Genomic DNA, 25,431 nt, shown 5'->3' with positions numbered 1-25,431 from the left:
ATTTGACTTTTACCCTTCCTCATAGGGGAAAGCACTGGTAAACAGCGTTGTTTACTGCTAGATAAGCCTGTTGCCCTTGTCACGTATGTCCTTGTTTACACATGGTTAACTGCGGTGGGGCGGGCTCTGGCCTAGATTTGCCCATGTTCCGCAAACGAATGCACCTGTCGCCCGGCCACGACGAAATGGTCGAGGATGCGCACGTCCACCAGCGACAACGCTTGCGCCAGCGCGCGCGTGAGCAGCAGATCCGATTCGCTGGGCTCTGGCGTGCCGGACGGGTGGTTGTGCGCGAGCATGACGCTGGCCGCGTTGTGCAGCAGTGCCTGCTTGACCACTTCGCGCGGATACACGCTGGTGTGGGTGAGGGTGCCGCGAAACATTTCCTGGGTCGTGATCAGGCGGTTCTTGACGTCCAAAAACAACACGTGAAACGCTTCATGCGCCAGGTTGCCCAGAGTCAGGCGTAAATAGTCTTTGACGGCGTGCGGCGAATTGAGGGCCTGGCCCGCCTGCAAGTCCTCGATGATGGCGCGCCGCGCCAATTCCAGCACGGCTTGCAGCTGGGCAAACTTGGCGCTGCCCATGCCGTGCACGGCAGAAAAACTCACGAGGCTGGCGCCAAACAGGCCCCGCAAGGAGCCGAAGTGCTCGACCGTATCGCGCGCCAGCTCCACGGCGCTCTTGCCGCGCACGCCGGTGCGCAGGAACACGGCCAGCAACTCCGCGTCCGACAGCGATTGCGCGCCATCCTCGATCAGGCGTTCGCGCGGCCGTTCGCCGGCTGGCCAATCCTTGATGCCCATGTTGCCTCCCCGGTGCGCCCAGCTGGTCGTGGCGCCTGCCGATGATTGTCGCGCCTTCCCCGGGCGGCCATGCTGCGCTAGCTCGTCTTTATGTCAGGTCATGCTAAAAAAACAAAAGCCAAGATGCCCGGCCCGGGTATTTTCAGGCGCTATCATTTGCCTGTCGTTGCATTCCATGCAAGTTGCAGCGACGGGGAGTCAGGGCCCTGAACTCAATGTCTTCCACTTGTTTTACAGGAGTCGTCATGCCGTACATCAAAGTTATCAATGGAGTCATGCAAGAGTTCAACGCCGCCGGCGTCAACACGGGCAAGGTCAGCGGCATCGGCCTCAATGCGCATGCATATCTGGAACACCGTCAATGGAGCGTTAACGCACCGCTCGCTCCGGACCCGAAGTATCCCGATTACAGCACCGATTTTCCGTATCTTGCCGCCAACGGCTTCAAGTACCTCCAGGTGATGCTGGCGCCTTTCAAGGGCAAGGATGGCTATTGGAACTGGGGCGAAGTTGTTGGTGAGCCAAAGTTCGCAAGCGACAACACGCTAACCGATGTGAATATCAAAGATTCGTACTGGCTTGCCATAACGGCGCTGCTCGATTGCGCGCTGGCCAATGGCATCGGTATCATCGCCTGCCCATTCTGGAATCCCTACGCCGTGCCGCAATTGGTGGGGGAGGCGGGCGCAGCGGGCGCTACAAAAGACGAGCAGGCCGCGGCCGCGCGGGTCGCACTGGTCAATCCCCAGTCGAAAACGCGCCGCTACATGCGTGCCTTTGCGCAGGCTTTTGCGCAGCACTACAGCAACCACGCCGGCATCGCCGCCTGGATGGCCGCACAGGAACTGATGGGCGTGACCGGGATCAGCTTGACCGCTACGCGGGAAATCATCCAGGAGACGGCGCAATTGCTGCGCGCCAACGATGGTCTGGCGCGCATGATTTCTTCCGGTAATGCCGGCATTGCCCATACTTCGCCCCGTCAAGGTTCCTTGCAGCAATATATTGCGGAAACCCTGCCATTCGTGAATCCGGACCCGGTCGACTGTCTTTGTGAAAACCTGTTCCCGGGTAATGAATATGTGAGCAGCGCCCTGGGTGACAGCGCGGATTTGCCGGCCGACTTCGTTTCGTCTTCGCTCGCTTACCTGCAAGTGATGCAGCGTGCCGCACATACCTTGGGCAAGCCGTATTACCTTGGCAGCTTTTGCCTGTCGAAAAAACAGGAGCTGGCGTTGCAAGATACCGAACGGCAAGACAACTTGCATGCGTTGCTGAGCGCCATACGCCGTACGGGCGTGCAATTGGCATGCTATTGGGACTGGAATGGGGGAAAACCCATGGAGGACGACGGACTGAACCTGGTCGAGACGCCGGCCTACAGCAACGGACGCAAGGCTGTCTGGGACGCCTTGCGCGGCGAAGATGCCATGCGTCCGGCGCCGCCCACGCCCTGCTTCGGCGTGACGAAGACCTTGCAATTTCAGCCTGGTCTGATGCTCACCGTGCCTTCGTCCGTGCGCTACGAGAGTGCGGATTTTTCACTGTCGTATTGTATCCGGCAGCAGGCTTTCTCCTCGACCGTTGGTCAGGCGCAGGCTTTTGTCGCGCATCAGGCGGACAAGAAAGGATGGGCGCTGTTCAAGCAGGATATCAAGACGTTCCTGTCCATGTGGAACAGTGTTGGTACGGGCGTCAATAGCCATGGCCACGGCCTGCAGGTGGATATTGCCAACCGCTGGTTTCGCTGCACCTATACTGTCAAGCATGACGGGAGCATCAGCCTGTACGTCGATGATTTCCTGATGTACCAGAGCAACAAGATGACAAATCCATTCGTGCAGGCCGCCGGCACCCCCCTTGTGATCGGCCACCCCGTGCATGCGCTGGAGCAGGGCACGCCCGCCTGGCAGTTGTCGGACGTCATCCTGTACGACCGCGTGCTGACGCCCAAGGAAGTGTATGACTATGGCCAGTACGGCATCGTGAACCGGCCTGTGGGGCGCTGGAAGCTGGACGGCAACCTGGAAGACAGCTCGGGCTTCGGCAATCATGCGAGCACGCCTGGCGGGTTGACGTACGTCAACGTCGGATAAGTGACAGGGTACGCGGCCATGTTTTTTGACAAAAGCATGGCCGCGCCGAGATGGCATGGGGCGCGCTGGCTCAGGGTGGCTTACAATATCGTTTTGCACCAGTTACTTGAAAACTACTATGTCCAACGAGCAACCAGCAGTCGTCACCGAAGCGGCTTACCTTACCCTGCATTATCGTCTTGCTACTGTTGACGGTACTGACATTGTCACGACCTTCAGCGGCAATCCCGCGACCTTGATGCTGGGACAGGGCCAACTGGCGCCATTCCTCGAGCAGCGTCTGCTGGGCTTGCCTGAAGGCACGCACCAGACGTTCGAGCTGGCGGCGGGCGAAGGCTTTGGCGAGCGCAATCCCGAGCTGGTGCAATCCGTCTCGCGCGCTACCCTGGACAAAAACTCGGTGCCGGGCGCCGACTACAAGATCGGCGACCTGGTCGACTTCGCCGCGCCGGGCGGCGGCCGCTTTGCCGGTGTGCTGCGCGAAATGCGCGACGATTCGGCCCTGTTCGACTTCAACCATCCGCTGGCCGGCCAGCCGCTGCGCTTTGAAGTCAAGCTCATTTCGGTCCTGTAAGGAGTAGCGATGGATAAAGAACTGTTACTGGCCCAGCCCCGCGGTTTTTGCGCTGGCGTCGACCGGGCGATTGAAATCGTCGAACGCGCCTTGCAGCAATTTGGCGCACCGATCTATGTGCGCCATGAAATCGTCCATAACGCCTATGTGGTGGCCGATTTGCGCAACAAGGGCGCCATTTTCATCGACGACCTCGATGACGTGCCTGCCGGCAATACGCTCGTGTTTTCCGCCCACGGCGTGTCGAAAGCCGTGCGTGCCGAGGCGGAATCGCGCGGCTTGAGCATTTTTGATGCGACTTGCCCGCTGGTCACCAAGGTGCACATGGAAGTAGGCAAGATGCGCCGCGAAGGCCGCGAGATCATCATGATCGGCCACGATGGCCATCCCGAAGTGGAAGGCACGATGGGCCAGGCCGATATGGGCATGCATCTGGTGGAAACGCTCGACGATGTGGCGAAATTGCAGGTCGCTAATCCGGAGAGCCTGGCCTATGTTTCGCAAACAACGTTGTCAGTTGACGACACCAGCGACATTATTGCGGCTTTGAAAGCGAAATATCCGAATATCGCCGAGCCGAAAAAAGGCGACATCTGCTACGCCACCACCAACCGCCAGGAAGCCGTGAAATTCATGGCGCCGCTGGTGGAAGTGGTGATCGTCGTGGGCAGCCCGAACAGCTCGAATTCGAACCGCCTGCGCGAAGTGGCAGACAAGATGGGCACGCCTGCCTACATGGTCGACAATGCCTCGCAGATCGACCCGGCGTGGCTGGAAGGCAAGCTGCGCGTGGGTGTCACGGCTGGCGCCTCGGCGCCCGAGGTGCTGGTGCAGGCCGTCATCGACCGCTTGAAAGAGTGTGGCGTGAAGAGCGTGCGCCCGCTCGATGGCGTGCAGGAAGCCGTCACGTTTCCGATGCCGAAAGGCCTCGACGGCATCAAGCGCGACGTCGCCTGAGGCTGTACGGCTGCTGAGTATCGATGAGGAGTTACCTCAAAACCGAATTTAATTCGGAAATGATCGATTTATTCCAAGCTTAGTTTTTGCAAAAGATCGTTATGATTGCCTCAAGCTTGAATATGTTGTCGTTATGACTAAGCAAGGTCACGCCCGTTTTCAGTGCGTGCACCATGCTGGTGAGAACGGTCCAGGGATGGCACTGCAGGAATTCTTCCTCCGGTGCCGTTTTTGTATCAGCGACATGTTCTGGCGGAAGTTGTTCCCGAAAAATGCATATTTGATAGGGCAATCATGGATACATTCATCCAGCAGATCATTAACGGCTTGGTGTTGGGCAGCATGTATGCCTTAGTCGCCCTCGGTTACACCATGGTGTACGGCGTGCTGAACCTGATCAACTTCGCCCATGGCGACGTGCTCATGATCGGGGCCATGGTGGGCTTGACCATCCTCAAGCTGCTGGGCATTTATGTGCCCGACTGGCCCGGCTACTTGAAACTGGCCACCGCCATCCTCGGCGCCATTCCCATCTGTATTCTGGTCAACATCATCATCGAGCGGGTCGCCTACCGCCGCCTGCGCAACGCCCCCCGCCTCGCCCCCCTGATTACCGCCATCGGCGTTTCCATCCTGCTGCAAACCTTCGCCATGATGATCTGGACGCGCAATCCCTTGCCCTTCCCGCAATTGCTGTCGACCGACCCCATCAACATAGGCGGCGCCGTGATTTCGCAAACGCAAGTGTTGCTGCTGGCCCTGGCCGCGCTGTCGATGGGCGGATTGGTGTTGCTGGTGGAAAAAACCCGCATGGGCCGCGCCATGCGCGCCACGGCGGAAAACCCCCGCGTGGCGGGCCTGATGGGCGTTGATTCCGACAAGGTCATCGTGGCCACCTTTGCCATCGGCGCCGCGCTGGCGGCCGTAGCCGGCGTGATGTGGGGCGCCAATTATGCCTCCATTCAATTTTCCATGGGTGCCATTCCCGGCCTGAAGGCGTTCTGCGCGGCCGTGCTGGGCGGCATCGGCAATATCTACGGCGCCATGCTTGGCGGTATCTTGCTGGGTATTATCGAGAGCCTGGGCGCCGGCTATATCGGCGACATCACGGGCGGCTTCCTGGGCAGCCACTACCAGGATATCTTTGCCTTCGTCGTGCTGATCATCGTGCTGACCCTGCGTCCGTCCGGCATCATGGGCGAACGCGTGGCCGATCGTGCCTGATGTAAAACTGGGAGATTAAATCATGGCACTACTCGATTTTGACGCTAAGAAAAATCCGGCCAAAGCCTACGCCGGCATGCTGGGCCTGGCCGCGCTGCTGATGGTATTCCCGTTTTTTGCCGCCCAGTTCGGCAACTCGTGGGTACGCATTATCGACATGGCCTTGCTGTACATCATGCTCGCTCTGGGCTTGAACATCGTCGTCGGCTTTGCCGGCCTGCTCGACCTCGGCTATATCGCCTTCTACGCCGTGGGCGCCTACCTGACGGCCCTGCTGGCGTCGCCCCAGTTCGCCATCCTGCTCGAATCGGTGGTGAATCAATATCCGGTGCTGGGCGAAACCCTGGTGCAGCTGATGGGGCCGGAAATCCGCGAAAACGGCATCCATTTGTCGATCTGGATCATCGTGCCGCTGGCCGCCTTTGTTGCCGGCCTGTTCGGTGCCCTGCTGGGGGCGCCCACCTTGAAGCTGCGCGGCGACTACCTGGCCATCGTGACCTTGGGCTTTGGCGAGATCATCCGCATCTTCATGAACAACTTGAACGACCCGATCAATTTCACGAACGGGCCGCAGGGCATCAATCTGATCGACCCGATCCGCATCTTCGGCGTCAACCTGGCGGGCGAGGCGGGCACCAACAGCACCGTGACGGTGGCCGGTTTTTCCATGCCGTCCGTAAATGCCTATTACTTTTTGTTCCTCTTCCTGTGCATCGCCGTCGTGTTCGTCACCAAGCGGCTCCAGCATTCGCGCCTGGGCCGCGCCTGGGTGGCCATCCGCGAAGACGAGATCGCGGCCAAGGCCATGGGCATCAACACGCGCAACGTGAAATTGCTGGCCTTTTCCATGGGCGCCTCGTTCGGCGGCGTGGCGGGCGCCATGTTTGCGTCCTTCCAGGGCTTTGTCTCGCCGGAATCGTTTTCTTTGACGGAATCGATCGCCGTGCTGGCCATGGTGGTGCTGGGCGGCATCGGCCACATCCCCGGCGTGATCCTCGGCGGCGTGATCCTCGCCTCGATCCCGGAAGTGCTGCGCCACGTGGTGGAGCCGGCCCAGCAGGCGCTGTTCGGCCACGTGGTGATCGAGGCGGAAGTGCTGCGCCAGTTGCTGTACGGCCTGGCCATGGTCTTGATCATGCTCAACCGTCCTGCCGGCTTGTGGCCATCGCCTAAGCATGAAGACCGGCCCGACCACGATGTCGACCAGCCCAACAAATCCACCGGCGTCGTGTCCGCTTAAGGGAGGGATAGCATGAGCGAACAGATCATTCTCAATATTGCCGGCGTGAATAAACGTTTTGGCGGCTTGCAGGCGCTCACCGACGTGGGCATCACCATCCGGCAAGGCCAGATTTACGGCTTGATCGGCCCGAACGGTGCCGGCAAGACGACGTTTTTCAATGTGATTACCGGCTTGTACCAGCCCGACACGGGCACCTTCGAGCTGGCCGGCAAGCCGTATTCACCGTCCGCGCCGCACAAGGTGGCCAAGGCGGGCATTGCGCGCACCTTCCAGAACATCCGTTTGTTTGGCGACATGACGGCGCTGGAAAACGTCATGGTGGGGCGCCATGTGCGCTCGCACCAGGGCGTGTTCGGCGCCATCTTCCGCCACAAGGCGGCGCGCGAGGAAGAAGCGTCCATCCGCAAGCGGGCCATGGAGCTGCTCGACTTTGTCGGTATCGCCCAGTTCGCCAGCCGCACGGCACGCTTCCTGTCGTATGGCGACCAGCGGCGCCTGGAAATCGCCCGCGCGCTGGCCACGGACCCGCAACTGCTGGCCCTCGACGAACCGGCGGCCGGCATGAATGCGACGGAAAAGCTGGCCCTGCGCGAGTTGCTGGTGAAAATCAAGGCTGAAGGCAAGACCGTGCTGCTGATCGAGCACGACGTGAAACTGATGATGGGACTGTGCGACCGCATCACGGTGCTCGAATATGGCAAGCGCATCGCCGAAGGCTTGCCGGCCGAAATACAACAAAACCCGGCCGTCATCGAGGCTTATCTGGGAGGATCGCACGCATGAGTAACGCTGGCTTGAACAAGAATGTATTGAAGGTATCGGGCCTGCACGTGGCCTACGGCGGCATCAAGGCCGTCAAGGGCATCGACCTGGAAGTCAACGAAGGCGAGCTGATCGCCCTGATCGGCGCGAACGGCGCCGGCAAGACGACGACCTTGAAAGCCATCACGGGCACTTTGCCGGCCTGCAAGGTCGAAGGCACGATCAGCTACCTGGGCGAGTCGCTCAAGGGGACGAAATCGTTTCACCTGGTGGAAAGAAAACTGGCCATGGTGCCGGAAGGGCGGGGCGTGTTTACCCGCATGTCGATCCGCGAAAACCTCATGATGGGCGCCTACACGCGCACGGACAAGGTGGGTGTCGAGGACGATATCGCCCGCTGGTTCGACGTCTTTCCACGCCTCAAGGAACGGGCGGCGCAGATGGCCGGCACCTTGTCTGGCGGCGAGCAGCAGATGCTGGCCATGGCGCGCGCACTGATGAGCCATCCGAAACTGCTGCTGCTCGACGAGCCGTCGATGGGCCTGTCGCCCATCATGGTCGAGAAAATCTTCGAGGTGATCCGCAAGGTGTCGTCCGAAGGCATCACGATCTTGCTGGTCGAACAGAATGCCCGCTTGGCCCTGCAGGCGGCGCACCGCGGCTATGTGATGGATTCCGGCCTCGTCACCATGGGTGGCAACGCGGCCGCCATGCTCGACGATCCGCGCGTGAAGGCGGCGTATCTGGGAGAGTAAGCGCGCATAAAAAATGCCCCAGCTAGGCTGGGGCATAATGGCATCCGTCGGGGAAGTGCGGGATGGATGCCTGGAGGAGCAGGTAACAGCGGACCGCCGGAGCGGTCGCGCAAGAATTACTTGGCGGCAGCGCGTGGCACGACTTTTTCAGCTGCTTGCGTGAACTGGTTCACGGCCGAGGTCAGGTTCGCTTCGATGGCTTCGACGGCTTGCTTGCTGGTTTTCGAGAATTGCTCGTAGCCTGCATTGGCGTTGCCGATGGCGCTTTTCAGGATGGCGACGGCGTTTTCCGAACCGGCTGGCGCGTTCTTGGTGACTTCTTCCACCAGGGACAGGACTTTGCGGTTGGTTTCAGCGATTTGCGATTCAGCAGCTTTGCTGAACTCGGCTTGGGTGCCCGACGTGATGGCAGCCAGGTGACGACCGTAAGCGATGGCTTTTTCGGCGCTAGGCTGGGCTTGAGCAGCGCTCAGCGAGAAGAATTCTTGTGGATCTTTTGCCGACAGCAATTGCTTGGCGGCGGCGGTCGATTCTTCCAGGGTCGCTTTTGCAGCGGTCAGGTTCAGTTCGACGATCTTTTCGATGCCTTCGAAGGCTTTGCCCGTCAGCGACGAGAACAGGGCGAATTGGGCTTCCAGGTTGGCTTTGGTAGCGGACGAAAATTGCTCAGGAATTGAAAACATATAAATCTCCAAAAAATCGAAATCTGGTTAATTTGATGCTGCGTGTACCGTTTGGGAAAGCAGGTGAATCTAAATTTTTCAAGCTGAACAAGAATTGTGCAACGCAACAAACCCTATTCTACGGTTAAAAAAAACGAAGTCAAGCGTTTCTTGTGCGATGCAACAATTGAATAGATTTGGATCAAAAGTCATTGTTTCTAAAGAGAAATATTTGATTTCTGGGTGTCAATGGTTTATGCCTAAACTACCGTTTCCAGCGGCTACGGGGACGATTGCGGCGCAGCATGCTAGACTTTGCCTCCCGCACTGGCGCAGCACCTGGTGCCGATCCCGTTTCCCGAGTTGATACCATGTCCAATCTTCCCGCCGCGGCTGGCGCCAGCGGCAAAGCCTCTCTTCTGACCACTCTGACGCCGATGGCCTTGCCTGGCTTCTTCGTGTTGTTATGGAGCACAGGTTTTATCGTGGCCAAGTTCGGCCTGCCGTACGCGCCCCCGCTGACCTTTTTGCTGCTGCGCTTCCTGGGCGTGCTGGTGATCCTGTTGCCGCTCGTGCTGCTGTTGCGCGCACCGTGGCCCGTGGGACAGTTCCGCCAGATCGCCGTGGCCGGCATCCTGATGCAGGCCGGCTACCTGGCCGGCGTCTGGTGCGCGATCAAGCTGGGCATGCCGGCCGGCCTGTCCGCCCTGATCGTGGGCATGCAACCCGTGCTGACGGCCTGCGCCGCGCCGCTGATCGGCGAATCCGTGCGCCCGCGCCAGTGGCTGGGCCTGTTCTTCGGCTTGCTGGGCGTGGCCCTCGTCGTGTATGCGAAGATCAACCTCGTGGGCCTGACGGTGGAAAGCGTGCTGCTGTGCGTGTTCGCGCTGCTGTCGATGACGGCCGGCACCATGTACCAAAAACGCCACTGCCCGCAATTCGACTTGCGCACCGGCACGGTGGTGCAATTTGCCGCCTCCATCGTCGTGGTCTTGCCATTCGCCCTGTATTACGAAGGACTGGACCTGCATTTCAGCAATGTGCAATGGACGGCGAATTTCATCGGCGCCTTGCTGTGGTCGGTACTTGTGCTGTCCATCGGCGCCATCTTCCTGCTGTTCGCCCTGATCCGCCGCAGCGACGCCACGAAAGTGACGGGCTTGCTGTACCTGACGCCGCCCACGACGGCCGTGATGGCCTGGCTGATGTTCGGCGAAGCGTTCAATATGCTGGGCATCGCCGGCATGCTGGTGGCCGTGGTGGGCGTCGTGTTTGTCGTCAAGAAATAGTTAGAGCGGGAGAGCAGGGCAGTGAACAAGCAAGCATCTGAAACACAGGCGGCGCAGCAAGCCGTCGACGCCGTCATTCTGTCGCGCCGTTCCATCCGCGCCTTTTTGCCCACGCCGGTGGCGCAGGACGATATCGCGCGCATCTTGGAAGTGGCGGCGCGCGCGCCTTCGGGCGCCAACATGCAGCCGTGGAAAGTGTATGTGCTGTCGGGCGAGGCGCGCGCGCGGCTGTCGCGCCGCATCCTCGACGTCTATGCCGCACCGAAGGCGCCCGATGCGCCCGCGCGCACGGCGTCGTATACCTATTACCCGCGCCAGTGGACGGCGCCGTTCATCGAGCGCCGCCGCAAGATCGGCCTGGACCTGTACCAGCTGCTGGGCCTGGAGCGGAGCGACACGGCCGGCATGGCGGCCCAGCATGGACGCAATTTCCAGTTTTTCGATGCGCCCGTCGGGCTGATCTTTACCATCGAACGGGTGCTGGAGCAGGGTTCCTGGCTCGACTACGGCATGTTCTTGCAAAATATCATGCTGGCGGCGCGCGCGCGGGGACTCGACACGTGCCCGCAAGCGGCCTTCATCCATTACCATGACATCATCCGCGACGAGCTGGGCGTGCCGGCCAGTGAAATGGTGGTGTGCGGCATGGCCCTCGGCTATGCCGACCCGGGCAAGGTCGAGAACCGCTTGAACACGGAACGCGAGCCGCTGGCCGGCTTTGTTAAATTCATGGACAAATAGACATCCCGGCGATGTGCACCAGCAAATAACCGGTCAAGGATGAGCTTGTTTGCTGATCGCTAACGATTTGTATTTCAGTACTGCAATAAATACTGTCCTAACTGTTAAATAGGCTTGCGAATACTCTGCATTTCGCTACACTGCAATAAGGCAACAGCTTCACGGGGAATTATCGAATGGCTAAGTTTAAACTTGCGCTGGGTATCCTGGCTTCCCTGCTGTTTGCGCTGGCGCCGGCTGCGGCCGTGCACGCCAAGGAAGCGAACGGCAAATCCTCAGCCTCCAAGAAACAGAACACCAAGAAAGTCAAAGTCGTGCTGCGCAAGAGCGCGAAGGCCGCGCCGCGCGACAAGACCGTGCGCCGGGTCGTCATGGTGCGCGGCAAACGCAAGGTCATCTATCAAAAAATCAGCAGCGTGGCCGTGCCCATGGCCGCACCGATGCCGACCATGGGCGACCTGGCCGGCCTGAACCTCACGCGCGACCCGCTCGACCTCAAGTCGAGCGTGGCGCTGGTGCTGGACCAGGCCAATTCGGAAGTGCTGTTTGAAAAGAATTCGAATGTGGCCCTGCCCATCGCCTCCATCACCAAGATGATGACGGGCCTGGTGGTGGTCGAAGCGCATCAGGACATGGATGAATTGCTGACGATTACGGACGAGGACGTCGACCGCGCCAAGTTCAGCAGCTCGCGCCTGAAAGTGGGTTCGCAATTGACGCGCGCCAATATGCTGCACATCGCCTTGATGAGCTCGGAAAACCGTGCCGCCTCGGCGCTGGGACGCAATTATCCGGGCGGCTTGTCTGCGTTTGTCGATGCCATGAACAGCAAGGCGCGCCAGCTGGGCATGATGGATACGCATTACGTCGATTCCAGCGGCTTGTCGAAGATGAACGTGGCCAGCGCGCGCGACCTGGGCAAGCTTGCCATGGCCGCCTTCCGCCATCCTCTGCTGCGCGAGTACTCGACGGACCCGAAAGCCATCGTGGAAGCCAGCGGCCAGCCCATGCAGTTTGGCAATACGAATCACCTGGTGGCCAACCCGGGCTGGGAAATCGGCTTGCAAAAGACGGGCTTTATCAATGAGGCGGGACGTTGCTTGATGATGCAGGCCGTCATCGAAGGACGGGCCGTGATCATGGTCTTCCTCGATTCCAAGGGAAAACAGTCGCGCACGGCCGATGCGGGACGCATGCGCAAGTGGCTGGAGGCCCTCAAGCCTGCCAACATGAGCCTGCCCGGCGGCTAAAAGAAACAGGGGCAGCGTTGCTGCCCTGTTTCTTTAGTCTTGGGGTATAAAACCTAAAGTAACCGAAATCTGGTTCGCCGTTTCGACGAGGTCCACCAGCCACTCATCCTGCAAACGGTCGGCTGGTGCAGATATCGACAGGCCGGCGATCAGCTTGCCCGTATCGTCGCGGATGCCGGCGGCCATGCAGCGCACGCCCAGTTCCAGCTCTTCATTGTCGCGCGCATAGCCGCGCTCGCGCACCAGGCTCAGTTCGCGCTCGAGCTTTTGCAGATCCGTGATGGAATTCTTGTTGTGCCCGGCCAAGCCCGTGCGCGTGGCATACGCGCGGATGGCTTTCGGCTCGTCCACGGAGAGGAACAGCTTGCCGGTCGAGGTCAGGTGCAGCGGGCCGCGGCCGCCGATGGCGCGTACCACCTGCATGCCCGAGCGCTCGGAAAAGGCGCGGTCGATGTAGACGATCTCGTCGCCCTGGCGCACGGACAGGTTGATCGTTTGCTGGGTTTTCTTGTGCAGCTGGCGCATGAAGTCCAGCGCCGCTTCGCGCACGCTGAGGCGGCTTTTCACCACATTGCCCAGTTCCAGCAAGCGCATGCCCAGCCGGTACGTGCCCGGTTCGATGCGGTCGACAAAGCGCGTCAGCACCATGTCGTTGAGGATGCGGTGCGCCGTCGAGGGGTGCAGGCCCGATACTTTGGACAATTCCTTCAGGCTGACCGGGTCGGAATATTTGGCCAGGGCATCGAGCAGGGCGACCATGCGTTCGATCACCTGGATCGTCGTCTTCGGGGCAGCGACCGGTTCAATTTTCATGATGGATTTGGTGCAATGCAGTATTCATCCTTCTTTATACCATGATGTGAAAAAATAGTGAAATGTTCCGAGATAGATAGCGAATAAATTGTCACAATCCCTATTGTGCCCGTCATAATGCGTGGATAGCATGTACTTTGAACCATGGAAAACTATGCAACCTGTCAATGAATTCAAGAGCAAAAGCGGCTTGAAACGGATTTTCTCCGCCTTTTTCTACTCGCTCGATGGCTTGAAAGCGGCCTGGCGCCACGAACATGCATTCCGCCAGGAACTGGGCCTGTTCGTCGTCGGCACGGTGATCGCCTTGCTGCTGCGGGTTTCCGCATTTGAAAAGCTGGTGCTGATCGGCGTGCTGCTGCTCATATTGATCGTCGAACTGATCAATTCTGCCCTGGAAGCCGTGGTCGACCGCATTTCGCTCGAACGCCATCCGCTGTCGAAAAACGCCAAGGACTTCGGCAGCGCCGCCGTGTTGCTGACCTGCATCCTGGCCTTTGCCACCTGGGCCGTCATTTTATTTAACCGTTTTTATTAACTGCTAAATCCCCGTTGCGCGCCGTCCATATGTGAAAAACGCATATCAAACGGCGAAACGCTTCGTTCTCTTTGCGGCCATGGCGCCGTAATCTGGTGGCTCTGCAAGTTCAACCACACGGGGATCTTAGATGCTGTCGAAAAAAATCATCATTGCCGCCGCCATCAGCGCGTTTGCCATTCTGCAAACGGCGCAGGCTGCCGATATCACCCTGCTCAACGTGTCGTACGACCCGACGCGCGAGCTGTACCAGGATGTGAATACGGCATTTGCCAAGGAGTGGAAAGGCAAGACGGGCGACAACGTCAAGATCAAGCAATCGCATGGCGGTTCCGGCAAGCAGGCGCGCGCCGTCATCGATGGCCTGGAAGCGGATGTCGTGACCCTGGCCCTGGCCTACGACATCGATGCCCTGGCCGAGCACAAGCTGCTGGCCGGCGACTGGCAAAAGCGTTTGGCGCACAACAGCTCGCCGTACACCTCGACCATCGTCTTCCTCGTGCGCAAGGGCAACCCGAAAGGCATCAAGGATTGGAGCGACCTGATCAAGCCGGGCGTCTCCGTCATCACGCCGAATCCGAAAACCTCGGGCGGCGCCCGCTGGAACCATCTGGCCGCGTGGGGTTACGCGCTGCGCCAGCCGGGCGGCAACGAGGCGAAGGCCAAGGATTTCCTCGGCAAGCTGTATAAAAACGTGCCCGTGCTCGATTCCGGCGCGCGCGGCGCCACCACCACTTTCGTCGAGCGCGGCATCGGCGACGTGCTGATCGCCTGGGAAAACGAGGCTTACCTGGCCGTCAAGGAACTGGGACCGACCAAGTTCGACATCATCACGCCATCCGTCAGCATCCTGGCCGAGCCGCCCGTGGCCGTCGTCGACAAATTTGCCGACAAGCATGGCACGCGCAAGGTGGCCGAGGCTTACCTGAACTACCTGTACACGGATGAAGCGCAAGACATCATCGCGAAGAATTACTACCGTCCGGCAACGGACAAGGCTGCGAAGAAATACGCATCGCAATTCGCCAAGGTCAACCTGTTCACCATCGAGCAAGTGGCGGGCGGCTGGACGGCCGCACAGAAGGCGCACTTTGCCGACGGCGGCATCTTCGACCAGATCTACCAGCCTAAGTAATACCGGATGGCACGATGGCCAGACCGTTACTAAAAGGACACATCATGGCGCTGCGCAGCTTTTCCGATTACCGGGTACTGATCGTGCCGGGCTTGCATAACAGCGGTCCCGAGCATTGGCAGAGCCGCTGGCAGCGCCTGTATCCGCAATTCGAGCGGGTCGAGCAGGACGACTGGAACGCGCCCGACCTGGCCAGCTGGTCGGCGCGGCTGGACCAGGTGCGGCGGCAGGATGCGCGCCCGACCCTGATCGTCGCCCACAGCTTCGGCTGCCTGACGACGGCGCACAGCCTGGCCCGCGACCCGCAGGGCGTGGCCGGCGTGCTGCTGGTGGGGCCGGCCGATCCGGACAAGTTTGGCGTGGCGAAGGCATTGCCGCAAAAGCGGCTGCCTTGCCCCGGCATCCTGATCGCCAGCCAGACCGATCCGTGGATGACGGCCGAACACGCGGCGCAGTGGGCACGGCGCTGGAATTGCAAGTATATTGATGGCGGTGCGCTGGGCCATATCAATGCCGAGTCGCGCCTTGGCGACTGGGTCTACGGCCAGGCGCAATTGCAAACGCTGTTTGATCTGGCGCAAAGCGACAAGCGCCACCGTCAGGCAGCCTGATTCGACGAACATTCTCGCCACACAACCTCACAAGGAGATCACGATGACTTTACGCCTGGGCGATGTCGCCCCTGATTTTGAACAAGACAGCTCGATCGGCCCGCTCAAGTTCCATGAGTGGGCTGGCAATTCCTGGGTAGTGCTGTTTTCCCACCCGGCCGACTTTACCCCCGTGTGCACGACGGAACTGGGCTTGACGGCCAAGCTCAAGCCGGAATTCGACAAGCGCAACGTAAAGGCCATCGCCCTGTCCGTGGACGCGGCCGAGTCGCACAAGAGCTGGATCAAGGATATCGAAGAGACGCAAAATACGGTCGTGGGCTTCCCCATCATCGCCGACGTCGACAAGAAAGTCTCGGTGCTGTACGACATGATCCACCCGGAACAGTCCGTCACGGCCACCGTGCGCTCCGTCTTCATCATCGACCCGAACAAAAAGGTGCGGCTGATCCTCACATATCCGCTGAGCACGGGCCGTAACTTCAATGAAATCCTGCGCGTCATCGACGCCCTGCAACTGACGGATGGCTACACCGTGGCCACCCCAGGCAACTGGAAAGACGGCGACGACGTCATCATTCCATTGACCGTGCAAGACCCGGACGTGATCAAGCAGAAGTATCCGAAGGGCTTTACGGCAGCGAAACCTTATCTTCGTCTGACGCCGCAGCCGAACAAGTAAGAACGGGGTCCGTTGCTTCGCAATCGGAATGCGTCCCATTGGGACGCATTCCCCCTCAGGGGCTGACCCCAGCCGTCAAGGTGTTGGGTTAAGTGTGTGCCCACCCCAACCCCTCCCCAAAAGCCGGGGTCGGACCCGCAGGGTCCGACCCCTTTTTTTCGCCCATAGATTCCGCCAGCAAGTATGCAAAATCCATCTAAGCAAATGAGAAATGGTTAGTTCTTTTTATAACGGTTGCATGTGATTATTGCGCCCTATAACTCAAAAATGTAATAAGAAGGGGTTTCTATGTCTGCAGCATCAGCAGCACCGCTCAAGGCGCGCGGAGCGCCGTTTCGGGTCATGCCGGGGTTTAAGCTGTCACTGGGCTTCACGCTCTTTTACCTGGCCCTGATCGTTCTCATCCCGCTGTCGTCGGTGTTCCTGAAGACCTTCACCATGACGTGGGACGCCTTCTTCAGCGCCGTCACGTCCGACCGCGTGATGGCGTCCTACCGCCTGACGTTTGGCGCTTCGCTGATCGCGGCCCTGTTGAACGTGGTGTTTGGCGGCATCCTGGCCTGGGTGCTGGTGCGCTATAAGTTTCCCGGCAAGCGCATCATCGACGCGCTGGTCGACTTGCCGTTCGCCTTGCCGACGGCTGTGGCCGGCATCACCCTGACGGCCCTGTATTCGTCGAATGGCTGGTTCGGCCAGTTCATCGAAGGCGTGCTGGGTATCAAGGTGGCGTTCACGCCGCTGGGCGTGGTGGTGGCGCTGACCTTCATCGGCTTGCCTTTCGTCGTGCGCACGGTGCAGCCGGTGCTGGAAGACGCGGAAAAGGAACTGGAAGAAGCGGCCGCCAGCCTGGGCGCCAGTTCATTGCAAACGTTTATCCGCGTCATCTTCCCCACGATTTTCCCTTCGCTGCTGACGGGCTTTGCGCTGGCCTTTGCCCGCGCCACGGGCGAATACGGTTCCGTGATCTTTATCGCCGGCAATATGCCGATGGTGTCGGAAATCACGCCGCTGTTCATTATTACCAAGCTGGAACAATACGATTACGCAGGCGCCACGGCCATCGCCGTGGTGATGCTGGTGGTGTCTTTCCTGCTGTTGTTGACGATTAACCTGCTGCAAGCATGGGCGCGCGGAAAGGCGAAGAAATCATGAGTACGAATACGACTGCCGCCGCTGGCGTGGACAAGGCGCTGCCCACAGCGCGGCGCTTCGAGCCGAATGTCGGTCCCGTTGTGCTGGAACCATTGTGGGTGCGCACGGTATTGATCACCATCGCCCTGCTGTTCCTGACGGCCTTCCTCATCGTGCCCCTGGTGGCCGTGTTTGCGGAAGCGTTCAAGAAGGGCTGGGAAGCGTATATCGCCGCCATCATCGATCCGGACGCGATTTCTGCGATTAAATTGACCCTGATCACGGCCGCCATCGCCGTGCCGCTGAACCTGGTATTCGGCGTGGCCGCTTCCTGGTGCATCGCCAAGTTCGAATTCCGCGGCAAGAGCATCTTGCTGACCCTGATCGACTTGCCGTTTTCCGTCTCGCCGGTGATTTCCGGCCTGATCTACGTGCTGATGTTTGGCGCCCAGGGCTGGTTCGGCCCGTGGCTGCAGGCGCATGACATCAAGATTTTGTTTGCCGTCCCCGGCATCGTGCTGGCCACCATCTTCATCACCTTCCCGTTTGTCGCGCGTGAACTGATTCCGCTGATGCAGTCGCAGGGCAGCGAAGAGGAAGAGGCCGCCATCGTGCTGGGCGCGTCGGGCTGGAATACTTTCCGCAGAGTCACCTTGCCGAACATCAAATGGGGTCTGCTGTATGGCGTGATCCTGTGTAACGCCCGCGCCATGGGCGAGTTCGGCGCCGTGTCCGTGGTCTCCGGCCATATCCGCGGCGAAACGAACACCATGCCGCTGCAGGTGGAGATTCTGTACAACGAGTACAACTTCGCCGCCGCATTTGCCGTCGCTTCCCTGCTGGCCCTGCTGGCCCTGGTGACCCTGGCCTTGAAAGCTTTCATTGAGTGGCGTTTGAACGAGAGCGACGCCGACGATTCCGCCTTACGTTCTACGGAGCACTGATATGACCATCGCAGTTAACAACATCCACAAGCGTTTCGGCGATTTCGTCGCCCTCGACAATATCTCGCTGGACTTTCCCGCCGGCGAATTGACGGCCCTGCTGGGTCCGTCCGGTTGCGGCAAGACCACCTTGCTGCGCATCATTGCCGGCCTCGAACATCCGGACAGCGGGCAAGTGCTGCTGGACGCGGAAGATGCGTCGAACCGCCACGTGCGCGAGCGGCAAGTCGGTTTCGTCTTTCAGCACTATGCGCTGTTCAAGCACATGACCGTGTTTGAAAACGTGGCCTTCGGCTTGCGCGTGAAGTCGCGCAGCGAGCGCCCGTCGGAAGACCAGATCCGCCGCAAGGTCAAAGATTTGCTGGAACTGGTGCAGCTGGACTGGCTGGCCGACCGCTATCCGCCGCAGCTGTCGGGCGGGCAACGCCAGCGTATCGCCCTGGCGCGCGCGCTGGCCGTCGAACCGCGCGTGCTGCTGCTCGATGAACCGTTCGGCGCTCTCGATGCCAAGGTGCGCAAGGAATTGCGCCGCTGGCTGCGCCGCCTGCATGACGATCTGCACGTGACCAGCATTTTCGTCACGCATGACCAGGAAGAAGCGCTGGAAGTGGCCGACCAGGTCGTGCTGATGAACAAGGGCACCGTCGAGCAGCTGGGTTCCCCGGAGCAAGTCTACAACCACCCGGCGTCCCCGTTCGTCTACGGCTTCCTCGGCAACGTCAACCTGTTCCACGGCCGCGTGCATGACGGCGTGATGGCCACCGGCGACGCCAGCTTCGAGGTCCCCGATTATGCGGGCGTGAGTGACAGCAAGGGCACGGCCTATGTGCGGCCGCACGACCTGGAAATCGACCGCTACACGCAGGGCGCGGAAGGCATCGTCGTCAAGCTGAGCCGCGCCCATGCGATCGGTCCGCTGGCCCAGCTGGACTTGCAGCGCGTCGATAACAGCGAGCTGATCGAAGCGGTGATGTCGAACGAGCGTTTTACCCATCTGCAGCTGAAGGAGGGGGAGACCTTAGTTGTCCGCCCGAAACGATTACACGTGTTCGTTGAACCGACAAGAACCTGAGAGGCTGGAACACTATGAATTTTCAACAACTGCGTTCGATCCGCGAAGCGGCCCGCCGCGGCTATAACCTGACGGAAGTGGCCAACGCCCTGTTCACGTCGCAGCCGGGCGTAAGCCGGCAAATCCGCGAACTCGAGGACGAGCTGGGCGTGGTGATTTTCGAGCGCAACGGCAAGCGCTTGACGGGCTTGACCGAACCGGGCAAGGGCATTCTGAAGATCGTCGACCGCCTGTTGATCGAGGCGGAAAACCTGCAGCAGGCCAGTCTCGAATACAGCGGCCAGACCAGCGGGACGTTATCCGTGGCGGCCACGCACACGCAGGCGCGCTATGCGCTGCCGAAAGTGGTGCAGGGCTTCCGCGCCGCCTTCCCCGAGGTCCGCATCGCGCTGCAGCAAAGCGCGCCCGAGCACATCGCGGAATGGGTGTTGTCGGGCAAGACCGATATCGGCATCGCCACGGAAGGCTTGAGCCAGTTCCCCGACCTCGTGTCGTTCCCGTGCTACCGCTGGAGCCATCTGATCGTCGTGCCGGACGGCCACCCGCTGCTCGAGCACTCGCCGATCCGCCTGGAAGACCTGGCGAAATATCCGTTGATTACCTACGACAAGGGCTTCACGGGACGCGGCCATATCGACGATGCGTTCGCCAAGGCGGGCGTGACGACCGACATCATTTTGACGGCCATGGATTCGGACGTCATCAAGCAGTACGTGGCGCTGGGCCTGGGCGTGGGCATCGTGGCTTCGATGGCCTTCGACCATGGCCGCGACAAGGGGCTAAGGGCCGTGGAAGCGTCGCATCTGTTCGCCACCAACACGACGCGCCTGGCCGTGCGCCGCGGCGCCTACCTGCGCGCCTATGCCTACGAGTTCATCCTGCAACTGGCGCCGGACTTGACGCGCGAAGACATCGACCGCGCCATGGCGGGAGAGGAAGCCCTCTAGGCGATGGCTGCCCTTTGCGCGCGCGTCAGGCTGGTCACGGCGCGCGCGTAGCTATCGCGTACCAGTTCCGCCAGGTAATCGGAGGGGAAGCGCGCCACGTCGACGATGGTCACCCAGTGAAAACGGCCCATGTAGCGGGCCGGTTTGACGCCGGGCATGTCCGTCAGTTCGATAAAGCGCTCGGCGCTGACCCGCAGGCTGAAGCGCCACTGTTCTGGTGCGCTGGTCTTGAAATAGGCAAATTTCTTGCCGCTCACTTCACACACGAGGATGTTCGACGGCGGGCCATGCAGCACGGCTTGCGCGCAGGGCAGGGCCGTGCAAAAATCCTTCAGTTCATCTGTTGTCATTCGTCAACCGCCATGAATTGTTGCGTATTGTGGTCGAAGGCATAGGCCGACCCGGCGGGCGCATCCAGTAGTGTAATAAAACGGTCGTCCACGCTGAGCACGGCGCCCAGCGACACGAGGGCCACGTTGGCGCTGTCGTTCATGTAGTCGTCGCTTTCGTCGTTGGCCGTGAAGCGCCAGCCGCTGTCGTCGTCGTTGTCCGGCTCCTCGCGGTACAGATAGCCGACGGGCGCGCCGTCTTCCAGCACTTTTTTCGTCACGAAGCACAGGCCCGCGTAGCGGTTGACGAGGTTATCGTCATCGTCGTGCTGCGTATTGATGATGTGGCATGCCGCGAAGGCGATGGGGTCTTTGGCCTGCAAATCGGCGATGTAGCCGGGCATGTTGTCGAGCTTGCCGGTGAAGTGCCCATGCGGCTCGACCGTATCGACCAGCACCCACATGCGCTCGGCGCCCGGCGCTTGCGGGTCGTCGCTGTGGAAGGCGAAGATCAGCTTGACCACCTCGCCGGGGCGCACCTGGGCGATGGCCTCGGGCGGTGATTTATAAAAAGTATAGGGGTGGCGCGCCGCCAGTTCGGCGGCGTCGGCAAGGTGCCAGCTGGGCATGGTGGTCCGTCATCGGAGTCGAAGAGCTCCCATGGTAGCTGATTGCCCGCCGGCCTGGCTACTCGCCAGGTCGGCTCAGGCCGTTTTGCGGGCAAACAGCCTGGCCGCCAGCAGCACACCGGCTGCGCCCATGACCCAGGCGGCGGTGCTGCTGGAAAAACCGATCAGCGTATTGGCGGCGATCTTGCCCGCTTGCGGTTTGACCAGGGCCATGCGGCGCTGCGTCATCTGTGCACCCAGCTCGCTCAAGCGTCTTGCTGTCAGCTGCGTCTCGGCTTCCGGCAGCAGCACGGTTTCTTCATCGGCCACATGGTGCAGCACGCCGCGCATCATTTCCAGCAACAGGGTGTCATGACGCGTGGTCGCCGCATCGCTTGCGCGCAATTCGGCGATCAGGCGGCGCATTTCCTGATGCTCGGGCACGCTTTTCTGGCGTACCGTGGCGTCGCCGTCCAACTGGCGCATCTGGGGATAGAAAATCTCCTCTTCCAGCTGCGCGTGGATGTCCAGTGCGCTGCAGATGGTTTCGGCCAGCGCTTTTTTGACGGCAGGCTTTTTGCTGGTGGTGTACTGGTGAAAGGCCAGCAGCACGTGACTATGGTCGAAGCGGATCATGTCGGTGATGGAGGGACTCAATTTGCTTAAAGTTAGCATGGCGTGCTCCGTGATGGATGTCGGCAGGAGCATGCATGATAGGGCGCGGCGACGGGCCGTCCGGCAGGAAAAATGGCGCTTGTCTGCGCTGGCGCAAGACGGCGTGCGATAACGTCGGCCGGGCTTGCCTGAACGGCGCCTGCGCCTGTGTGAATTAACAACACTTCAGTCCGGCCCGCCCATTTCATGGCCCAGGTGTACGAAGCATGACACTGCGCAAAGCGGGCTCATGTAATCAATGCATGAGACCGATTGAAATTTTCAATGGCTGAAGATGTTTCTTTTATTGCATTTTGATTTCCTGAATGATATCTTTTGTCCAATCGCAAGGAAATGTAATAAAAATATAAACAACATTGTAATTTTTGAAATTTATCAATAGGGGAAACTATGAATATGACTAAACGTGCTGTGCTCGGTCTCTGCCTTGCTGTCTCGGCTTGCCTGGCGCCATTGGCCCAGGCTGCGAGCTGGGTGGAAATCACCGATCCTGCCATGAGCGGCTTCGCGGTGGGCAGCAAGACCGTTACCTACGGCAGCGTGGCAGCGGATTCGGTCTGGGTCTATGACGGCGCCAACCCATCCGGCGCGCAAAGTGCGGCCGCCATCCAGAGCTTGGTCAGCAGCAAATTCGGTCTGCCATCGAGCGGCGCCGGTTCGCTGGTCTTGGCCGCCCAGGGCGACATCGCCAGCAGCAAGTCCGGTTCGTTCACCGTCAACTCCAGCTTTGACTACCTGGCCGTGCATTATGGCCGTGGCGAACTGTTGTTCCACTGGGACACGCCGCTGGCCGCCAATACGGTTTTCAGCCTGAGCAACCTGCCGCGTGGCCTGAGCAATTTCCGCGCGTTCAACTCGGTCTCGGCAGTGCCTGAGCCAACGACCTACGGCATGCTGCTGCTGGGTCTGGGCCTGGTCGGTTTTGCCGCGCGCCGCCGCCGCGCCTGAGCCTGATGCGCCTGCGGGCGCAAGACATGAAAAAGCCCGGAAACGCACTGTGCGTTCCGGGCTTTTTGCATGGCAGAGCGTTAATTACCAGCTATAGCCAGCCTTGGCGTAGTAGTAGCGGCCGTTGAAACCGTTCGGCGCGAAGATGCTGTAGGGCTGGGTGCCGTTGACGTTCAGGTTGCCTGCGCTCGTCACTTGCGCCGGGTAGCGGTTGGTCACGTTGTCGATGCCGGCCACGAGGCGCCAGTTCTTGCCCAGTTTCACGGAACCGGATACGTCCAGCACCCATTGCGGGTCGTACGTCTGGTCCAGCTTGGCGTCGTTCTGCGGCACGGTGAAGCTGCCGTAGCGCGTCACGACGCCGTGCGCATTCCAGATGCCGAAGCCGTAGTCGGCGGCCAGGCTGAACTTGTCCTTCGGCGACGCCACCGTGATGCGGTCGATGCTCTGGCGGTCGATCAGTTTCAGGTTGTTGGCCGTCAGGATGGCCGGATTATCGGCGATTTTCTGAACCTTGCTCTTGTTGTGGTTGTACGCCACGGTGAGGTCGAGACGGTCCTTTTCCTGCAGGTCGATGCGGTAGGTGCTGACGATGTCGACGCCTTCCGTGCGCGTATCGACGGCGTTGGTGAAATAGCGTCCCGAGCCCACAGGCGTGCCTTGCGCGGCCAGGACGCTTTTCAGGGCATTGTTGAGGACCAGATTGGCCGAGAACAGGATGCGGTTGTCGATGTCGATGCGGTAGGCATCCACCGTCGTCGTGAAGTTGCGGTTAGGCTGGAACTGCAGGCCCAGGCTGTAGTTGCGGGCCTTTTCCGGTTTCAGATCCTGTGCACCGAGGGCGCGTGCCTGCGGCGTGTTGACGGCGAAGGTACCCGTTTCGATCGGCGTGTTGACGCCGTTGACGACCTGGAAGTTGGTCGTGGTGATGGTGTAGTACTGCTGCGCCAGCGATGGCGCGCGGAAGCCGCTCGACACGGTACCGCGCAGGGACAGGGCGTCCGTGAAAGCATAGCGCGCGGAACCCTTGGCCGAGGTGGTGCTGCCGAAATCGCTGTAGCGCTCATGGCGCAGGGCCACGCCGCCCGACAGTTTCTTCGTCGCTTCCGCTTCCAGGTTCACATAGATCGACTCGTTGTGGCGCGAGTGGCTGCCCGCGTTGGCAGGACGGAAGCCGGCAAAGCCTTGCGAGCCGGTGCCGATGTAGGACGCCTCGTCGCCAGCGCCGATGCTGTATTTTTCATGACGCGCTTCGGCGCCCACGGCCACCGTCAGCGGACCCGTAAAGTAGGAGACGGGAAATTCGCGCGCCGCATCGAGGTTGAATACGGTCTGTTCGTTTTTCAGCGAGCCGGCATAGAAATGCGTGGGGCTGTTCGCGCCCAGCGACTGGTTGACCGTGTTGTCCAGGTCCAGTTCGAACTTGTTGCTGCCGTAATTAATGCTGGCATCCCAGCGCCAGCCGGCCGCCTCGCCGCGCAAGCCCGTGACGATGGACTGGTCCGTCAGGGTGCTGTTTTGCAGCGGCAAGAAGCCTTCCGGATAGATCGGCGTGCGCAGGGCGGTGCCGTTGTAGGCTGTGCGCCAGGTGGCGGCGGCCGACGTATCGCGCTTGCCATAGTTGCCGAAGGCGTACCAGTCGATATTGTCGTTGATGCGGTATTCGCTGTTGAGGAAAATCGTCGCCGGCTTGCTTTCCGGATCGCCATAGCGCTGGTTGACCTTGCCGTAGCGCGGCTCGGCCGGATTGCGGAAGTCGGCGCCGGCGCGGTTGGTCGGATCGCGTTCCGCCACTTCCGCCGAGACGCGCACCCAGCCGTCGTCGCCCAGGGCGAAACCGGCCGAACCCTTGATGGATTTTTGCTTGCCATCGCGTTCCTGCGTCTGGCCATAGCCCACTTCGACGTCGCCGCCTGCCGCGCCTTTTTTCAGGATGATGTTGATCACGCCGGCAATTGCATCGGAACCATACTGGGCCGCCGCGCCATCGCGCAGCACTTCCACGTGGTCGATGGCGGCCAGCGGGATGGCGTTCAGGTCGACGGGCGCCGAACCGCGGCCCAGCGAACCGTTGACGTTGACGACGGCCGACGTGTAGCGACGCTTGCCGTTCACCAGCACCAAGGTCTGGTCGGGCGACAGGCCGCGCAGCTGGGCCGGACGCACGGCGTCGCTGGCGTCGGCGCCCGTGGCGCGGGCAAAGTTCAGTGATGGCAGCAGGCGCGCCAGCACGGTCGCCAGCTCGCCCGAACCCGTGCTTTGCAGGTCGCGCGACGTGAGGATGTCGATCGGCGATTCGGAGTCGATGGTGCGGCGGTTCTTGGCGAAGGTGCCGGTAACCACCACCGATTGCAATTCGCCTTCGGCCGGCAGTTCTTGCTGCGCTTGCGTCTGCATCGGCAGGCTGAAGCAGGCGACCAGGCTGGCGGCGATAACGGTTTTGACGGGGAGGGCGGGAAGCTGGGAACGGGCGGTGCTTGAACTCATCGACGATATCTCTTCGGTTGGTGGTTGCGCGGACCATGGCGGTCCGATGATGCAATCAGATTAACAGTGGGCACGCGGCGTGCTTACGAATCGTTCTGTCTATCGATATGCAATAAATGTCTGAAAGACGTCAACATGGCGCGAGTAGCGCA

At 60.4% G+C, this 25,431-nt stretch carries 26 protein-coding genes; 19 read left to right on the top strand and 7 right to left on the bottom strand.

Annotation, left to right across the window (positions count from 1 at the left end; all coding sequences use genetic code 11):
• Positions 1-131 precede the first annotated feature (131 nt).
• Positions 132-806 (bottom strand): RadC family protein, encoded by a 675-nt coding sequence (radC, locus tag MRBLMS1_RS08565; RefSeq protein ID WP_070224500.1) that lies wholly within the window; start codon positions 804-806, stop codon positions 132-134.
• 245 nt (positions 807-1,051) lie between these two features.
• On the opposite strand from radC, the gene MRBLMS1_RS08560 reads away from it, so the two are divergent.
• The 7 genes from MRBLMS1_RS08560 to MRBLMS1_RS08530 all read left to right on the top strand — a co-directional run bounded on the left by MRBLMS1_RS08560 (position 1,052) and on the right by MRBLMS1_RS08530 (position 8,417).
• Positions 1,052-2,902 (top strand): LamG-like jellyroll fold domain-containing protein, encoded by a 1,851-nt coding sequence (locus MRBLMS1_RS08560; RefSeq protein WP_485878862.1) that lies wholly within the window; start codon positions 1,052-1,054, stop codon positions 2,900-2,902.
• Positions 2,903-3,020: 118 nt separating this feature from the next.
• Complete coding sequence (locus tag MRBLMS1_RS08555; RefSeq protein ID WP_485878860.1) at positions 3,021-3,476, top strand: FKBP-type peptidyl-prolyl cis-trans isomerase; 456 nt, start codon at positions 3,021-3,023, stop codon at positions 3,474-3,476.
• A 9-nt stretch (positions 3,477-3,485) separates the two neighbouring features.
• Complete coding sequence (gene ispH, locus MRBLMS1_RS08550; protein ID WP_034747471.1) at positions 3,486-4,433, top strand: 4-hydroxy-3-methylbut-2-enyl diphosphate reductase; 948 nt, start codon at positions 3,486-3,488, stop codon at positions 4,431-4,433.
• Between the two features lie 294 nt (positions 4,434-4,727).
• Positions 4,728-5,657: a branched-chain amino acid ABC transporter permease gene (locus tag MRBLMS1_RS08545; protein WP_034747477.1), complete on the top strand. Its 930-nt coding sequence runs from the start codon at positions 4,728-4,730 to the stop codon at positions 5,655-5,657.
• Positions 5,658-5,679: 22 nt separating this feature from the next.
• Positions 5,680-6,897: an ABC transporter permease subunit gene (locus tag MRBLMS1_RS08540; RefSeq protein WP_034747480.1), complete on the top strand. Its 1,218-nt coding sequence runs from the start codon at positions 5,680-5,682 to the stop codon at positions 6,895-6,897.
• A gap of 12 nt (positions 6,898-6,909) precedes the next feature.
• A complete protein-coding gene (locus MRBLMS1_RS08535) occupies positions 6,910-7,683 on the top strand; it encodes an ABC transporter ATP-binding protein (protein WP_034747484.1) in 774 nt (257 codons plus the stop codon).
• Between the two features lie 11 nt (positions 7,684-7,694).
• A complete protein-coding gene (locus MRBLMS1_RS08530) occupies positions 7,695-8,417 on the top strand; it encodes an ABC transporter ATP-binding protein (protein WP_128143263.1) in 723 nt (240 codons plus the stop codon).
• A 116-nt stretch (positions 8,418-8,533) separates the two neighbouring features.
• Here the strand turns inward: MRBLMS1_RS08530 and MRBLMS1_RS08525 are convergent, their stop codons facing one another.
• Positions 8,534-9,100 (bottom strand): phasin family protein, encoded by a 567-nt coding sequence (locus MRBLMS1_RS08525; protein ID WP_034747490.1) that lies wholly within the window; start codon positions 9,098-9,100, stop codon positions 8,534-8,536.
• A 350-nt stretch (positions 9,101-9,450) separates the two neighbouring features.
• Between MRBLMS1_RS08525 and MRBLMS1_RS08520 the strand changes: the two genes are divergently transcribed.
• The 3 genes from MRBLMS1_RS08520 (at position 9,451) to pbpG (ending at position 12,359) form a co-directional block, all read left to right on the top strand.
• Positions 9,451-10,368 (top strand): DMT family transporter, encoded by a 918-nt coding sequence (locus MRBLMS1_RS08520; protein ID WP_034747493.1) that lies wholly within the window; start codon positions 9,451-9,453, stop codon positions 10,366-10,368.
• Between the two features lie 21 nt (positions 10,369-10,389).
• Positions 10,390-11,109: a nitroreductase gene (locus tag MRBLMS1_RS08515; RefSeq protein WP_485878857.1), complete on the top strand. Its 720-nt coding sequence runs from the start codon at positions 10,390-10,392 to the stop codon at positions 11,107-11,109.
• A gap of 176 nt (positions 11,110-11,285) precedes the next feature.
• Complete coding sequence (pbpG, locus tag MRBLMS1_RS08510) at positions 11,286-12,359, top strand: D-alanyl-D-alanine endopeptidase (protein WP_485878855.1); 1,074 nt, start codon at positions 11,286-11,288, stop codon at positions 12,357-12,359.
• 33 nt (positions 12,360-12,392) lie between these two features.
• Here pbpG and MRBLMS1_RS08505 read toward each other — a convergent pair whose 3' ends face one another.
• Positions 12,393-13,172 (bottom strand): IclR family transcriptional regulator, encoded by a 780-nt coding sequence (locus MRBLMS1_RS08505; protein ID WP_034747499.1) that lies wholly within the window; start codon positions 13,170-13,172, stop codon positions 12,393-12,395.
• A 154-nt stretch (positions 13,173-13,326) separates the two neighbouring features.
• Here MRBLMS1_RS08505 and MRBLMS1_RS08500 point away from each other — a divergent pair, with 154 nt between their 5' ends.
• The 8 genes from MRBLMS1_RS08500 (at position 13,327) to MRBLMS1_RS08465 (ending at position 20,232) form a co-directional block, all read left to right on the top strand.
• A complete protein-coding gene (locus tag MRBLMS1_RS08500) occupies positions 13,327-13,710 on the top strand; it encodes a diacylglycerol kinase (protein WP_139091030.1) in 384 nt (127 codons plus the stop codon).
• 130 nt (positions 13,711-13,840) lie between these two features.
• A complete protein-coding gene (locus MRBLMS1_RS08495; protein WP_128142150.1) occupies positions 13,841-14,845 on the top strand; it encodes a sulfate ABC transporter substrate-binding protein in 1,005 nt (334 codons plus the stop codon).
• Positions 14,846-14,889: 44 nt separating this feature from the next.
• Entirely contained in the window at positions 14,890-15,456 is a 567-nt protein-coding gene (locus tag MRBLMS1_RS08490) for an RBBP9/YdeN family alpha/beta hydrolase (RefSeq protein ID WP_128142151.1), read from the top strand.
• A 43-nt stretch (positions 15,457-15,499) separates the two neighbouring features.
• Positions 15,500-16,138 carry a peroxiredoxin gene (locus MRBLMS1_RS08485; RefSeq protein ID WP_034747512.1) on the top strand — a complete coding sequence of 213 codons (639 nt, stop codon included), beginning with the start codon at positions 15,500-15,502 and terminating at the stop codon, positions 16,136-16,138.
• Between the two features lie 342 nt (positions 16,139-16,480).
• Complete coding sequence (cysT, locus tag MRBLMS1_RS08480; RefSeq protein WP_230517174.1) at positions 16,481-17,290, top strand: sulfate ABC transporter permease subunit CysT; 810 nt, start codon at positions 16,481-16,483, stop codon at positions 17,288-17,290.
• A complete protein-coding gene (cysW, locus tag MRBLMS1_RS08475; RefSeq protein ID WP_436480179.1) occupies positions 17,260-18,213 on the top strand; it encodes a sulfate ABC transporter permease subunit CysW in 954 nt (317 codons plus the stop codon). Before cysT ends, cysW begins: the two co-directional genes overlap by 31 nt.
• Position 18,214: 1 nt before the next feature.
• The gene (locus MRBLMS1_RS08470) at positions 18,215-19,285 is read left to right on the top strand and encodes a sulfate/molybdate ABC transporter ATP-binding protein (RefSeq protein ID WP_072455473.1); all 1,071 of its coding nucleotides are present in this window, start codon (positions 18,215-18,217) and stop codon (positions 19,283-19,285) included.
• Positions 19,286-19,299: 14 nt separating this feature from the next.
• Positions 19,300-20,232, top strand: a complete 933-nt coding sequence (locus MRBLMS1_RS08465; protein ID WP_070301441.1) for a CysB family HTH-type transcriptional regulator — start codon at positions 19,300-19,302, stop codon at positions 20,230-20,232.
• Here the strand turns inward: MRBLMS1_RS08465 and MRBLMS1_RS08460 are convergent.
• The 3 genes from MRBLMS1_RS08460 to MRBLMS1_RS08450 all read right to left on the bottom strand — a co-directional run bounded on the left by MRBLMS1_RS08460 (position 20,229) and on the right by MRBLMS1_RS08450 (position 21,844).
• Entirely contained in the window at positions 20,229-20,582 is a 354-nt protein-coding gene (locus MRBLMS1_RS08460; RefSeq protein WP_485878850.1) for an MmcQ/YjbR family DNA-binding protein, read from the bottom strand. The genes MRBLMS1_RS08465 and MRBLMS1_RS08460 overlap by 4 nt on opposite strands.
• Positions 20,579-21,190, bottom strand: a complete 612-nt coding sequence (locus MRBLMS1_RS08455) for an immunity protein Imm33 domain-containing protein (RefSeq protein ID WP_485878848.1) — start codon at positions 21,188-21,190, stop codon at positions 20,579-20,581. Before MRBLMS1_RS08455 ends, MRBLMS1_RS08460 begins: the two co-directional genes overlap by 4 nt.
• A 75-nt stretch (positions 21,191-21,265) precedes the next feature.
• Positions 21,266-21,844 (bottom strand): hemerythrin domain-containing protein, encoded by a 579-nt coding sequence (locus MRBLMS1_RS08450; RefSeq protein WP_485878846.1) that lies wholly within the window; start codon positions 21,842-21,844, stop codon positions 21,266-21,268.
• A 396-nt stretch (positions 21,845-22,240) separates the two neighbouring features.
• On the opposite strand from MRBLMS1_RS08450, the gene MRBLMS1_RS08445 reads away from it, so the two are divergent.
• A complete protein-coding gene (locus MRBLMS1_RS08445; protein WP_223279092.1) occupies positions 22,241-22,792 on the top strand; it encodes a PEPxxWA-CTERM sorting domain-containing protein in 552 nt (183 codons plus the stop codon).
• 84 nt (positions 22,793-22,876) lie between these two features.
• Here MRBLMS1_RS08445 and MRBLMS1_RS08440 read toward each other — a convergent pair whose 3' ends face one another.
• Complete coding sequence (locus MRBLMS1_RS08440; protein WP_485878843.1) at positions 22,877-25,279, bottom strand: TonB-dependent receptor plug domain-containing protein; 2,403 nt, start codon at positions 25,277-25,279, stop codon at positions 22,877-22,879.
• Positions 25,280-25,431: the final 152 nt, after the last annotated feature.

Source organism: Massilia sp. LMS1-1-1.1, from assembly GCF_040815535.1.
GTDB lineage: Bacteria > Pseudomonadota > Gammaproteobacteria > Burkholderiales > Burkholderiaceae_D > Janthinobacterium > Janthinobacterium aestuarii.
This window is presented reverse-complemented; position numbering and strand designations above follow the sequence as displayed.